Genomic DNA, 13,661 nt, shown 5'->3' on the forward strand with positions numbered 1-13,661 from the left:
ATCCGCCGCGCCGCGGTGGGCGTGCGGCGGAATCGTTTCGGCCCGCGTCAGTCGCGCACCAGCGCCAGGTCCGGCGCATCGGGGTGCTTCATGCCGACGATATGATAACCCGCATCCACATGCTGGATCTCGCCCGTCACGCCGCGGGAGAGATCGGACAGCAGATAGACGCCGGCATCGCCCACTTCGTCGGTGGTCACGGTGCGGCGCAGCGGGGAATTCAGCTCGTTCCACTTGAGAATATAGCGGAAATCGCCGATTCCCGAAGCCGCCAGGGTCTTGATCGGACCGGCGGAAATGGCGTTCACCCGGATGTTCTTGGGGCCGAGATCCGCGGCGAGATAGCGCACGCTGGCTTCCAGGGCCGCCTTGGCGACGCCCATCACATTGTAGTGCGGCATCCATTTCTCGGCGCCGTAATAGGTCAGCGTCAGCAGCGAGCCGCCGTTGTTCATGATCTTCTCCGCCCGCTGCGCCAGAGCGGTGAACGAGTAGCAGGAGATGAACATGGTCTTGGTGAAATTGTCGGCGCTGGTATCCACGTAGCGCCCGTCCAGCTCGTCCTTATTGGAGAAGGCGATGCAGTGGACCAGGAAGTCGATGCTGCCGAACAGTTTTTCCGTCTCGGCGAACACCGCGTCCATGCTGGCCGGGTCGGTGACGTCGCAATGTCCCACCACATGCCCGCCGAGTTCGGCGGCGAGGGGCTCCACACGCTTCTTCAGCGCTTCGCCCTGGTAGGTGAGGGCGATCTCCGCGCCCTGCGCCCGTGCCGCCTTGGCGATGCCGTAGGCGATGGAGCGATTGTTGGCGACGCCGAAAATCAGCCCGCGCTTGCCAGTAAGAAGACCGCTCGCGCCGCCGTTCGTCGCCATGTCCAACCACTCCATTGCTCGATATTTCGGCCCCGTGACAGAGCGGGGCTTCCTATGACACGCGCGCTCTGGGGGTTCAAGCGAGGGGAATGAGAGAAGGCGCTTGCGTCCGGCGCCGAACGCATGTTAGACGCTGCGCCCTGGTTCGGAGTGTAGCGCAGCCCGGTAGCGCACCACGTTCGGGACGTGGGGGTCGCAGGTTCAAATCCTGCCACTCCGACCAGGTAATAAAGCCCGCCGGGGCGGCCACTTAGCGCAAGATCCCGCGCGCTTTGTCTGAGACGGGCACTTCCCCGTTATTTCCCATTTGTTCCGCTCAATTTCCGCGTTTTCACGCGATGGTCCGTGTGTGACACACGCGGTCGATCCGGAACGCAGGAATCCGGCGCAGGCCGACCGGCCGGATGCCATCCCGCTGCGGCCGCGAATCGCCCCGTGTTCGCTCCGATCCGGTGGGTAGCGATTCGCCCGCCACGATTCGCCTTCCTTTCCGATTCGATCCGCGGCCACTCCCCAGGCACGCGATCCCGGCAGGGAGGCCCCGACCGGCCCGTGCCCAGGTCCAGCCGACCCATTCCGGAACATCGCGGGCGCCCGGGCGTTGCCATACGAACGGAATCACTCTGAGGAGCGCGCGATGTCGGATGCGGATTTGGAACGCCTGAAGGCCGATGCCTCAGGCAATACCGGGCTGGCGGAAGTGATCGAGGAGGCCATCCCCGGATTCACCAGCGCCGATGACGCGGTGCGCTTCCTCGCCACCCGTGGGTTCGAGATTTCCGCGGCTGAACTGACCGCCGCCGCGCAGCAGGAGGCCGAGGACGGCCACGGGGTGGGCAAGCACGAGGGCGCCTATGGCGCGCTGCTGCGCTTCGCCCATAAGCACTAGAGCATTTCCCCGTTTCCGTGAACTCGGTGAAATTCTCTATCTATTTGTTTTTGAGCGTTTTCTTCACGCGAACCGGAATCCCCTTCGCTCGAAAACGCTCTCGTCCGCCCTCAAACAGTCGCGGCACCGCCCGCGGCCGCCCCCCTCGGGTACGCGGTCGCGGGCGGTGATCGATGGTCCGGGGATCGCCGGTGCGCGGTCAGATGTGGCCGAAGATCTGGCTGAACTCATAGGCGGTCTGGGCGATGCCGCTGCTGGTGGGGGAGACGTAACCAATGCTGCTGGCGTTATCCCGGCCCACGGACCAGATGGACAGGCTGGCGATGTCCTCATTGCCCTGGGCGTAGTCCAGTAACTGCTGGGCGTCGTCCAGGGTGAAGACCTCGCTCTGCACGTCATTGATGCCGATCATCACCGTAATGCCCAGCTTGGCATCCAGTCCCAGGGCGGCCAGTTGCGTCAGGGTCGCCTGGGCGGCGGAAATGGCATCATTGCCCATGTCGCCAGTGTCGGAATAGGCGCCATAGTCCATGGCCATGATGTTGACCGTGTCGATGTGGACGCCGTCGGCCATGGCCTGTTTCAGCACGCTGAGACCGTCGCCGGTCAGCCCGTCCGTCAGCACCGGCAAGGTGAAGGAGACCTCCAGGTCGGGATTGGCGCTCTCCAGCGCCACCAGTGCCTGGTCGCGCAGATGATTGGCGGCCGTGTCCAGCAGCGCGCCGCCTTCGATGTCGAAGTCCAGCTTGTTGACGTGATAGGTGTCGATCACCGACTGATAGGCGTGGGTCAATTCCGTCACGCTGGAGAAGGTCTGCGCCGCTTCCTGGCCGTTGGCGCCACCGAACGAGATGGTGATGTCGCCGCCGATGGCCTGGATGGCCGCCACCTGATCGTGAATGGTGGAGCCGTTGGCGAGGCTGTCGTTGGCGAGGGTGCCGGTGCCGCCCCAGCCGATGGTGTCGTTCCCGGAACTCAACACGAAGGCCAAGGTGAAGTCGGTCACGCCCGAGGCGGCGGAGATGGCCATCAGGTCCTGGCTCGTGCTCAGCGACATGTCGATATAAGGCGAATAGGTCTGGTCCGTCCCGTGGCTGCCGGCGGCGTCCGTCTGCACGGTGATGGCGGTGGCCTGCGGCGAGGCGCCGGCTTCATCCACCGCGACCACCGTGAAGGCGTAGGTCGAGGCCGCTTCCAGCCCGGTGACCTTGAAATAGGTATCGTCCGTGGTGGCGATCAGCACGCCGTTTTCATAGATCTCATAGGCCGAGACGGTGCCGACGCCGGACACCTCCGCCGCATCCCACACCAGCACCGCCGAGGTGTCGGAGATGGCGGTGGCGAACAGGTCTTCCGGTGCGTGCGGTACCACCGGCGTGGTGTCGAGATAGCCCACGAAGCTCCAGACATTGCCGGTGCCCACGGCGCCATTGTGGGTGGCGGGGGCAGTGCCCTGGGTCCACCAATTGGCCTCATACACCAGCCCGCCGACGGCGGCATGATCGCCGGCCACATAGACCGTGCTGGCGGACCAGGCGTCGGCATAGGTGGTCGTCCCGCCGGTACTGCCGCCGGTTCCGCTGCCTCCGGTTTCACTGCCGGTGGAGCCACCCGTGGATCCGCCGGTGTCGCCCCCGGTGCTGCCGCCGGTAGAGCCGCCGGTTGAACCGCCCGTGGTGCCGCCGCCGGTGCTCCCGGAGAGCGCCGCGCTCCATTCGGCCAGCGCGCCGGAATCCTTGGCGGAGATGTTGGCGAGGGTCAGCTCCGACAGGGTCACGCCGTCCAGCGTATAAGTCTGGCCATTGGTGGGGATGGAGATCACCACCGAGCCATCCACCTCGCTGATGGCGAAGTTGTCCGCCGAGAACCAGCCGAAATCCAGCTTGTCCAAGGCGGTGTCGAAATGCAGCACCGTATGGCTGCCCCAGGACCAGGTGATGGTGGTGACGGTGGCCAAGCCGTCGCCGCCGGTGCCGCCCGTCGCTTCGCCGCTGGAGCCGCCCGTGCTCCCGCCCGTGCTCCCGCCTGAGGTTCCGCCGGTCTCGCCCCCGCTCGACCCGCCCGTGGACCCGCTGCTGGTGCTACCCAGCGCGGTGGTCCATTCGCTCACCGCCGAAGTGTCCTTGGCGGCGATATTGGCCAGGGTCAGCTCCGACAGGGTGACGCCGGTGAGCGTATAGCTCTGGCTGTTGGATGGAATGGAGATGACCACAGAGCCACCGACCTCGGTGATGGTGAACTGATCCGCCTGGAACCAGCCGAAATCCAGCACATCCACCGCCGGATCGAAGGCGATGGCCGCATTGACGCCCCAGGCCCAATTGATGGTCGTGGTCTTGGCCATGATCTAGCTGCCTCGGATGTTGACCTGGATCCCGCCTCAAAGCCGGGGTGCCCATGTGGCAAGGTTAAAAGATGTGATGTTGCGGATAGCAACGGGCCGTATCGGGACGCATAAATCCACTATATTTGGCATGAAAAGCTGCCAATATGGATATATCTCCCGCGTGCGACGGGGAAGTCGCTTCTCTATATTAAGATCAAATCTTATGCCGGGGCGCAATGGCAGCGCTATGACAAAAGCACCGTTCATGATAACGAAAATATACGTCTATATACGCAGCGAGAAAGCGGCGGCCCCATGAGCGAGTTCAGCATCGGCCAAAAGCTCAGAATCTGGCGTCGCGCGAACGGCATCAAGCAGGACGCGATGGCCGCCGCACTCGGCGTGTCGCAAGCCACGGTGTCGCGCTGGGAGAGCGGGCGCGACATTCCCTCCATCGAGATCTCGCGCCGGATCACCGATCTGGTGGCGACCAAGGTCCGTGACGAACTGGCGATCGAGAGCCGCTTTTTGGAGCGATTGTCGGCGATCCAGGCGATCTTCGAGATCGACGGCATTCGCTTTCAGGCGGCCTCATCCGGGTGCCGGCGCATCTGGCCGCGCTTTTCACGGCTGATCGGGCGCTCGTTCGAAGCGCGGATGGTTGGCGAAACCCGCATCATCCTCGACGATGCCGAAACGCGGCGCGGCGTCATCGCGGGCGACATCGCCATGATCGTCGGCGTCAGCACGCGACATCTCGATCTGGAAGCCGATGCCGCGTTCAAGCATCGGTGGATCTCCCGCTTCTGGTTTCATGGCCATCGTATCTTCGCGACCTTGGCCTATGAGCCGTGCGCCGCGGACACACCCACCGGGATCGAACAGATCCTGCGCCTGGACGACATCGCCCGGCCCGAGACGCAGGGCCGCTGAAGGGGCGTGAGCCGTTCAGGGTGGTTGGCCTGAACGGTCGATCCGGGCGCTAAAGATCCGGGCGTCAGAGAATGGTGCCCTTCAGGAAGATGTAGGCGACGCTGAAGTAGATCATCAGCCCGGTGACATCCACCAGGGTGGCCACGAACGGCGCCGAGGAACTGGCCGGGTCGAAGCCCAGCCGTTTCAGGATGAACGGCAGCATGGAGCCCGCCAGCGAGCCGAAGGTGACGATGCCCACCAGTGATGCGGCGATGGTCACCGCCAGCAATTGCCAGTGCGGGCCATAGTCGAAGAAGCCCAGCTCCTGCCAGACGGTGATGCGGATCATGCCGATCACCCCCAGGATGGTGCCCAGCAGCATGCCGGTGGGCAATTCGCGGAACGCGACCCGATACCAATCCCTGAGCCGCACCTGCCGCAGGGCCAAAGCGCGGATGATCAGGGAGGTGGCCTGCGAGCCGGAATTGCCGCCGGAACTCATCACCAGGGGCACGAACAGGGCCAGTACGATGGCCTTCTCCAGTTCGTCCGCATAGACCTGCATGGCGCTGGCGGTGAGCATTTCCGACAGGAACAGCACGCACAGCCAGCCGGCGCGCTTCTTGATCATCTCCGAAAAGCTGATCTGCATGTAGGGCTCGTCGATGGCCTCCATGCCGCCCATGCGCTGCACGTCTTCGGTCTGCTCCTCGATCATGGCGTCGATGACGTCGTCGAAGGTGCAGATGCCGATCAGATGCGAGGTGCTGTCGATCACCGGTATGGCCAGCAGATCATATTTGGCGATCAGCCGGGCCACGTCCTCGCGGCTGGCGAAGGGCGTGGTGGTGATGGGGGCATAAGGCTGCGCCACCGAGGCGATGGGCGCGTCGGGCTCGCCGGAGATCAGTCGGCGCAGGGTCACGATGTGCAGCAGCTTCCGGCTGGTGGGATCGAGCACATAGATGGCGTAGATGGTCTCGCGGGTGCGTTCGACGGCGCGGATATGGTCGAGCGTCTGCTGCACCGTCCAGCTGGCCGGCACCGTGACGAACTCCGTGGTCATCAGGGCGCCGGCGGTGTCTTCCGGATAGGTCAGCAGATGGGCGATGGCCGCCTTGGCTTCCGGGCTCAGCAGGGCCTGGAGGCGGTCGCGGACGTCATCCTCCACCCAGCGCAGCACATCGGCGGCGCGGTCGGTGGACATGCCTTCCAGCACCGCCACGGCCTTTTCCACCGCCAGGCTTTCGAGCACCTCGGACGCCCATTCGAATGTGGGCTGGTCGAGCACCTCTACCGCCCATTCATGGGGCAGATGCGCCACGAAGTCGGCGGCATCCGCCGGCGTCTTGGCGTTCAGGAATTCGACAATGTCGGCCACATGGGCGCGGCCGATCCGCGGTGGCGGCACCGGCGCCTGAGGGGTGGCGGTCTCGAGCTGCATGAGGGGCCCCCCTCGTCCGGTGTCTGTTGAGGCAGGACCTGCGGGCGCATCTGCGCGCAACCGGGCCTGCCGGGCGGGATAAACCTGAACTTGCGACGCATTACAATCCCGGTTGTCTCGGGCGCGGCCTCGGAGGCGCCAAGCGCGGGGACGGCGTGCCGCGTGCCGTTCGCTTCGTGTGGTCTGCTTCGCGTGCTTCGCCCGATGTCCTTCGCGCGGGGTCGGTTCCCCGGTGGCGTTCAGCCGCGCCGCCGCCGGAGCGGCTTTGGCCCGCCAAAGGGGAACACCGCACGGTCCGCGGCGTTACTTTGCCGGAACCGCAAATGGAGGATGGATCATGCGTGGCGTGTTTCTTTGGATGCTGGGCGTGCCGTTTACGGTGATCGTCCTGCTGTATGTGTTCAACGTTCTCTGAGTCTGGTCTGTGCACGGCCAGGCGCGTTTGCCCTGGTGGCTCTGAAAGCGGGGCTTCCGCTTAAGCCGGGCCCTTGGTCCAGCGGCTCAGCCCGGCCCGGATGCGCATTTCGGTCAGAAGGGCCATGGCCCGCGCGGTTTCCATGAACAGCTGCGTGGGCGAGAGCGGATGGGGCGCCAGCAGCGGGCTGATGCCTTCCAGCACCGCCCAGATCTCCTGAAAGTTCGGCAGCGCCGCCACCTTGAAGGCGTCGATGGTGGCCACCCGCAGCGGGCCGGCCCAATTGGTGACATTCCACAACTGACCGCCCGCATGCACCTTGCGCATGGTGCGGCGCAGCCGGGCGCGGCGCACGATCTGCGCCACCGGCTCCAGCGCCAGCGAATCGAACGCCACCTGTCCGTCGCTCCAGGCGCGGAACTGGGCCGCGACGCCATCGGCGCCGGGGTCGAGGTTCCAGGGGGCGGACACCCGCACCTCGGGGTCATGGCGCACCCACAGGCCGGCGCGGGCGAGGGCGGCGAGCAGCGCCCGGTCGGCGCCCCGCGCCGTGGTGGGGATGCCGCCGGCGCGCAGATAGCCCTCCACACTGACCGCAAGGCTGGCCACCGAGGCCTGGCGATGGGTGGGCCAGGGGTTCAAGGGATCGGGGTCCAGCAGGCTGTCGATCTCGGTGATCAGGCGGGCGTAGCGCTCGGCGGCGGCGTAGCGGCGCCGCAACTGGGGCGGCAGATTGGTATCGGTCAGGTCCAGATCGACCTTTCCGGCCACGGCGTCGGCGCCCACCGCCAGGGAGGCGAGATTGGCGGCCACCCAGTTGGGGGCCACGCGCCCGTCGGCCTCGGTGGTCAGGATCGCCCCATCATTGACGCCGGAGGTCACGATCAGGGACGCGGCCGCATCCATCAGATGGCGCCGCGCCCAGCCGGCGCCGTTGCGATCCGGCGGCAGGTCGATGGAGAGGATGCGCAGCGCCAGTGGCAGGGCGTCGGCGGCGGCGATCGCCGCCTGCTCGGTGCGGTCGACGCAATTGTGCAGCAGCAGGATGGTGGCGAATTCCGATGTGCCGCGCTGGCCGGCCAAGGCCGTCAGGCAGCCGAGCAGATGGGCTTCGGCATTTCGCACCGGAATAGCGACAATGGCCTTCGGGGCAGCAAGAACCCGGCGGGCCGGTGCCACCACGCGGAAGGACGATTGGAATTCCGGCATCGAAGGGTCCCGGTTGTGGCCAGCCTTGCGTTTCTCTCGGCGTCTCTCTCGGCGTCTCGCGAACGGTCTCGTTCCACCTATCCGCCGAGGATATCGCGAGGCTTGCGTAAGTGGAGGTTATATCTTAGGCGACTGGCGTAATAATAGGCATCACAATGATGTTTGCCTGCGTTTTGGGCTGCCTCTCGGCCAGGCATGCACCTGATGCGCCTCAGGATTGTAAGGGTGGCACGCTGCTTGCTGTTGGGACTGCGCTGGCATGCGCCAGGCAGAAGCAATTGGGGAGAGAGCGGATGCTCGGTTTGCTGGGAAGAGCGGCCAAGGGCTTTGGGGCCGGGCTTGGGGCCCTGGCGGCAGTGGCCGCCGTGGCCGGTTCGGTGGGAACGGCCGCCGCGCAGGAGACGATCAAGGTTGGCGTGCTGCATTCACTGTCCGGCACCATGGCGATCAGCGAGACCACGCTGAAGGACGCCGTGCTGATGATGATCGACGAGCAGAACAAAAAGGGCGGCGTGCTCGGCAAGAAGCTGGAAGCGGTGGTGGTGGATCCCGCGTCCAACTGGCCGCTGTTTGCCGAGAAGGCGCGCGAGCTGGTGAACAAGGACAAGGTGTCGGTGGTGTTCGGCTGCTGGACCTCGGTGAGCCGCAAGTCGGTGCTGCCGGTGTTCAAGGAGCTGAATTCGATCCTGTTCTACCCGGTCCAATATGAGGGCGAGGAGAGCGAGCGCAACGTGTTCTACACCGGCGCCGCCCCGAACCAGCAGGCGATCCCGGCGGTGGACTATCTCGCCAAGGAAGAGAAGATCGAGCGCTGGGTGCTGGCGGGCACGGATTATGTCTATCCCCGCACCACCAACAAGATCCTGGAAGCGTACCTGAAGTCCCGCGGCGTCAAGTCCGAGGACATCATGATCAACTACACCCCGTTCGGCCAGTCCGATTGGCAGACCATCGTCGCCGACATCAAAAAGTTCGGCTCGGCCGGCAAGAAGACCGCCGTGGTCTCCACCATCAATGGCGATGCCAACGTGCCGTTCTACAAGGAACTGGCCAATCAGGGCATCAAGGCCACCGACATTCCGGTGGTGGCGTTCTCGGTGGGCGAGGAAGAACTGGCCGGCATCGACACCAAGCCGCTGGTCGGCCATCTGGCCGCCTGGAACTATTTCGAGAGCATCAAGACCCCTGAGAACGATGCCTTCATCGCCCAGTGGAAGGCCTTCACCAAGAATCCCAAGCGCGTGACCAACGATCCCATGGAAGCCACCTATATCGGCTTCAACATGTGGGTGCAGGCGGTGACCAAGGCCGGCACCACCGACACCGACAAGGTGATCGCCACCTTGCCGGGCACCAAGCAGCCGAACCTCACCGGCGGCGTGTCGGAGATGCTGCCGAACCACCACATCACCAAGCCGGTGTTCATTGGCGAAATCCAGGGCGACGGCCAGTTCAACGTGGTGTGGAAGACCGATGGCCTGGTGCCGGGCGAAGCCTGGTCCAAGTATCTGGAAGGCTCCAAGACCCTGGTGGCCGACTGGGTGAAGTACAATTGCGGCAATTACGACACCGTCAAGAACGTCTGCCTGGGGGCCACCGCCACCAAGTGACGCTTTGACCCGCCTGATCTTGAGCCCCCGCGGCGATACCGCGGGGGCTTGAGGTGCCGTTGGTCTCGGTCGGGCGCGCAGACGCGTCCTGCCCCCCCTCCCGTGCCGGCGCCGTGCCCACCCATCCGTCCTGCCGCCGTCCACAGCGCGCCTGAGCCTTCGGCCGGCGCGGGGCGCGCCGGGGTCGGGGGCTTGCCCGGGTAGAGCGGGCACGGGCGAGACCGGGGCGGCCGGCACCGTGCGCCCCACCATGACGTCCATTGACCCTATTGCCCTTTGTCAGCTTCGGCATCCCGTGCCGCCGCGCGTCGAGCAGGACCGATCATGACCTTCCCCCGCCGCCTGCTGTTTGCGATCGCCGTGTTGGCGGTGGCCGCAACCTCCCTGTTCATGCCCGCGGCCCATGCGCAGGCCCCGGCCGGCCAAGCGGCCGCCGCGTCCGATCTGGCCCCGGCCTTGGCCAAGATCGCCGCCGACAGCTTTTCCGATACCGAAGCCGCGCTGGTCGCCCTGTCGGCGAGCCCCAATCCGCAGGCGGGCGTGATCGTGGCGGCGCTGTCCGAGGGGCGCCTGCTGTTCGATCCCGCCACCAAGGCGGTCTATGTGCGCCCCAAGGCGGGCGGCGCGCTGACCGACGCCGCCACCGGTACCGCCGTGGCGTCCGAGCCCGCCGGCCTCAAGCCGGTGCGCCGCAACAACCGGGTGCGCCGCGCCGCCGAGGCCGCCGCCGGGGCCCTGTCGCTGCTGTCGCCCGATCCCGCCCGCCGGCTGGAGGCGGCCGGCGCCGTCTTCAAATCCCGTGACGTTACCGTGTTGCAGACGCTGAACACCGCCATCAATCGCGAGACCGTGCCCCAGGTGCGCGACGCCCTGATGCAGGCCCAGGCGGCGATCCTGATGACCACCCCCGGCGTCGGCGAGCCGGAGCGCCTCGCGGCGGTCAATCTCATCGTCGCCCGCGGCGACCAGGAGGCGCTGGCGCTGCTGGCCAATCTGCCCGCCGACGCGCCCGCTTCGCTGAAGGCCGCAGCGGCCGCCGGCGTCGCCAAGATCAATCGCTCGCTGGCGATCTGGAACGTGGCGCAGAATGTCTGGTACGGCCTCTCGCTCGGCTCGGTGCTGCTGCTGGCGGCCATTGGCCTGGCCATCACCTTCGGCGTGATGGGGGTCATCAACATGGCCCATGGTGAGATGGTGATGCTGGGCGCCTACACCACTTATGTGGTGCAGGAGTTCATCCGCACCTCTTATCCCGGCCTGTTCGGCTGGTCGCTGGCCATCACCCTGCCGCTGGCCTTCCTGTTCACCGGCGTGGTGGGCATCATCATCGAGCGCACGGTGATCCGCTTCCTCTATGGCCGGCCGCTGGAAACGCTGCTGGCCACCTGGGGGATTTCGCTGATGCTGCAGCAGGCGGTGCGCACGGTGTTCGGCCCCACCAACAAGGAGGTGGGGGCGCCGTCCTGGATGTCCGGGGCGTTCCAGGTGGGACAATTGTCCATCACCTATAACCGCCTGTGGATCATCGTGTTCTCACTGCTGGTGTTCTTCGCGCTGCTGGTGGTGCTCAAGCGCACCTCGCTGGGACTGTACGTCCGGGCAGTGACGCAGAACCGGCGCATGGCGGCGGCCATGGGCATCCGCACCGGCCGCATCGATGCGCTGACCTTCGGCCTCGGCTCCGGCATTGCCGGCATCGCCGGGGTGGCGCTGTCGCAGATCGACAATGTGAGCCCGAACCTCGGCCAGGGCTACATCATCGACAGCTTCATGGTGGTGGTGTTCGGCGGGGTGGGGAACCTCTGGGGCACCCTGGTGGGCGCGCTCACGCTCGGCGTCGCCAACAAGCTGCTGGAGCCGTTCGCCGGCGCGGTGCTGGGCAAGATCGCGCTCTTGGTCTTCATCATCCTGTTCATCCAGAAACGACCGCGCGGCCTGTTCGCGCTCAAGGGGCGGGCGGTGGAATCATGAGCGGCAATCCGAGCAGCCTTGGCATTCTCGATCGCCGCGGCGCGATCTTCATCGTCCTGGTGCTGGCGGCGGGCGTGCTGGTACCGGTGGGCAATCTGCTGGTGCCCGCCGGCAGCCCGTTCCACATCTCCGATTATCTGGTGCCGTTGCTGGGCAAATATCTGTGCTACGCGCTCCTCGCCGTGGCGCTGGATCTGGTGTGGGGCTATTGCGGCGTGCTCTCGCTGGGCCACGGCGCCTTCTTCGCGCTGGGCGGCTATGCCATGGGCATGTATCTCATGCGCCAGATCGGCCCGCGCGGGGTCTATGGCAATCCGGTGCTGCCGGATTTCATGGTGTTCCTGAACTATAAGGAACTGCCCTGGTTCTGGCTGGGCTTCGACTGGTTCCCGTTCGCCGCGCTGATGGTGCTGGTGGCGCCGGCCATCCTCGCCTTCGCCTTCGGCTGGTTCGCCTTCCGCTCGCGGGTGACGGGGGTCTATCTGTCCATCATCACCCAGGCCATGACCTTTGCCTTGATGCTGGCATTCTTCCGCAATGACATGGGCTTCGGCGGCAATAACGGCCTGACCGACTTCAAGGACATCGTCGGCTTCCCCATCGCCTCCGGCAGCACCCGCGGCGTGCTGTTCTTCCTCTCGGCTTTGGCGCTGGTGGGCGGCTATCTGCTGTGCCGGGCGCTGGTCACCTCCAAATATGGCAAGGTGCTGGTGGCGGTGCGCGATGCGGAAAGCCGCACCCGGTTCCTGGGCTATCGGGTGGCGAACTACAAGCTGCTCGCCTGGGTGGTCTCGGCCATGCTGGCGGGGGTGGCGGGCGCGCTCTATGTGCCGCAGGTGGGCATCATCAATCCCGGCGAATTCGCCCCGGCCAATTCCATCGAAATGGTGATCTGGGTGGCGGTGGGCGGCCGCGGCACTTTGGTGGGCGCGGCGCTCGGCGCCTTGATCGTCAATGCGGGCAAGACCTGGTTCACCGGCGCCTTGCCGGAAGCCTGGCTGTTCGCGCTCGGCGCGCTGTTCGTGGTGGTGACCTTGTTCATGCCACGTGGGGTGATCGGCCTGTGGGGTGACTTCACGGCGCGGCTGCGCAAGCCCGCCCGCGGCGGCGTGCCCGCCGGCAAGCCGGCGGAGTGAGGCCCATGGAACCCATCACCCAATCCCTGCTCTATCTCGACAACATCTCGGTGGTGTTCGATGGTTTTCGGGCGCTCAACAAGCTGTCCTTGACCATCGAGGAAGCGGAGATGCGGGCCATCATCGGCCCCAACGGCGCCGGCAAGACCACCATGATGGACGTCATCACCGGCAAGACCCGCCCCACCGACGGCGAGGCCATGTTCGCCGGCATCTATGACCTCACCACCCTGGACGAGGCGGCCATCGCCCAACTGGGCATCGGCCGCAAGTTCCAGACCCCCACCGTGTTCGACATGCACACGGTGGAGGACAATCTGCTCCTCGCGGTGAAGGCCGACCGGCGCGCCTTCTCCAACATCTATTGGCGCCGCACCGCTCATGAGCGCGAGCGCATCGATGCCCTGCTGGAGCGCATCCGCCTCAAGGACCAGCGCAAGCGCAAGGCTTCCGAACTCAGCCACGGCCAGAAGCAATGGCTGGAGATCGGCATGCTCTTGGCGCAGGAGCCGCGCCTTCTGCTGGTGGACGAGCCCGCCGCCGGCATGACCGACCAGGAGACCGCCGACACCGCCGAACTTTTGCGCGAGATCGCCAAGACCCGCGCGGTGGTGGTGGTGGAGCATGACATGCAATTCGTGCGCGATCTGGATGTGAAGGTCACCGTGCTGCACGAAGGCTCGGTTCTAGCCGAAGGGCCGCTGGACCAGGTGAGCGCCGATGAGCGCGTCATCGAAGTCTATCTGGGGCGATAGGCATGGGGCGTCCCTCTCTCTCTCCCGCGTTCGCCTGGTGCGGGCCACGCTCTCCCGTGGTTTCCGGCGCGTGCGCACCCGCGCCGCTCGCTCTCCCTCCCCCCTTGCGGGGGAGG

10 protein-coding genes and 1 tRNA gene are annotated in these 13,661 nt (G+C 65.9%); 7 read left to right on the plus strand and 4 right to left on the minus strand.

All coding sequences use genetic code 11. From position 1 onward, the window contains the following. Nucleotides 1-47: 47 nt before the first annotated feature. On the minus strand, nucleotides 48-875 hold the full coding sequence (fabI, locus tag AAG816_RS20220) for an enoyl-ACP reductase FabI (RefSeq protein ID WP_341991483.1): 828 nt from the start codon (nucleotides 873-875) through the stop codon (nucleotides 48-50). 146 nt (nucleotides 876-1,021) lie between these two features. Between fabI and AAG816_RS20225 the strand changes: the two genes are divergently transcribed. Further along, nucleotides 1,022-1,098 (plus strand) — tRNA-Pro (locus AAG816_RS20225). A gap of 414 nt (nucleotides 1,099-1,512) precedes the next feature. Then, entirely contained in the window at nucleotides 1,513-1,764 is a 252-nt protein-coding gene (locus AAG816_RS20230) for a hypothetical protein (protein ID WP_341991484.1), read from the plus strand. Between the two features lie 199 nt (nucleotides 1,765-1,963). Here the strand turns inward: AAG816_RS20230 and AAG816_RS20235 are convergent, their stop codons facing one another. Continuing rightward, a complete protein-coding gene (locus AAG816_RS20235; protein WP_341991485.1) occupies nucleotides 1,964-4,108 on the minus strand; it encodes a fibronectin type III domain-containing protein in 2,145 nt (714 codons plus the stop codon). Nucleotides 4,109-4,405: 297 nt separating this feature from the next. Between AAG816_RS20235 and AAG816_RS20240 the strand changes: the two genes are divergently transcribed. Next, nucleotides 4,406-5,023, plus strand: coding sequence for a helix-turn-helix transcriptional regulator (locus tag AAG816_RS20240; RefSeq protein WP_341991486.1), 618 nt, complete (start codon nucleotides 4,406-4,408; stop codon nucleotides 5,021-5,023). A gap of 64 nt (nucleotides 5,024-5,087) precedes the next feature. On the opposite strand, the gene mgtE is transcribed toward AAG816_RS20240, so the two are convergent. Both mgtE and AAG816_RS20250 read right to left on the minus strand, forming a co-directional pair. Continuing rightward, nucleotides 5,088-6,449 (minus strand): magnesium transporter, encoded by a 1,362-nt coding sequence (mgtE, locus tag AAG816_RS20245; RefSeq protein ID WP_341991487.1) that lies wholly within the window; start codon nucleotides 6,447-6,449, stop codon nucleotides 5,088-5,090. Between the two features lie 475 nt (nucleotides 6,450-6,924). Next, complete coding sequence (locus tag AAG816_RS20250; protein WP_341991488.1) at nucleotides 6,925-8,073, minus strand: glycosyltransferase; 1,149 nt, start codon at nucleotides 8,071-8,073, stop codon at nucleotides 6,925-6,927. A 293-nt stretch (nucleotides 8,074-8,366) separates the two neighbouring features. On the opposite strand from AAG816_RS20250, the gene urtA reads away from it, so the two are divergent. From urtA to urtD, 4 genes are all read left to right on the plus strand, one after another. Further along, the gene (gene urtA / locus AAG816_RS20255) at nucleotides 8,367-9,683 is read left to right on the plus strand and encodes an urea ABC transporter substrate-binding protein (RefSeq protein WP_341991489.1); all 1,317 of its coding nucleotides are present in this window, start codon (nucleotides 8,367-8,369) and stop codon (nucleotides 9,681-9,683) included. A gap of 324 nt (nucleotides 9,684-10,007) precedes the next feature. Beyond that, nucleotides 10,008-11,654: an urea ABC transporter permease subunit UrtB gene (urtB, locus tag AAG816_RS20260; protein WP_341991490.1), complete on the plus strand. Its 1,647-nt coding sequence runs from the start codon at nucleotides 10,008-10,010 to the stop codon at nucleotides 11,652-11,654. Further along, nucleotides 11,651-12,790 (plus strand): urea ABC transporter permease subunit UrtC, encoded by a 1,140-nt coding sequence (urtC, locus tag AAG816_RS20265; protein ID WP_341991491.1) that lies wholly within the window; start codon nucleotides 11,651-11,653, stop codon nucleotides 12,788-12,790. Before urtB ends, urtC begins: the two co-directional genes overlap by 4 nt. 5 nt (nucleotides 12,791-12,795) lie before the next feature. Beyond that, nucleotides 12,796-13,545, plus strand: coding sequence for an urea ABC transporter ATP-binding protein UrtD (gene urtD, locus AAG816_RS20270; protein WP_341991492.1), 750 nt, complete (start codon nucleotides 12,796-12,798; stop codon nucleotides 13,543-13,545). Nucleotides 13,546-13,661 lie beyond the last annotated feature (116 nt).

It is taken from the genome of Azorhizobium sp. AG788 (genome assembly GCF_943371865.1).
Classification (GTDB): Bacteria; Pseudomonadota; Alphaproteobacteria; order Rhizobiales; family Xanthobacteraceae; genus Azorhizobium.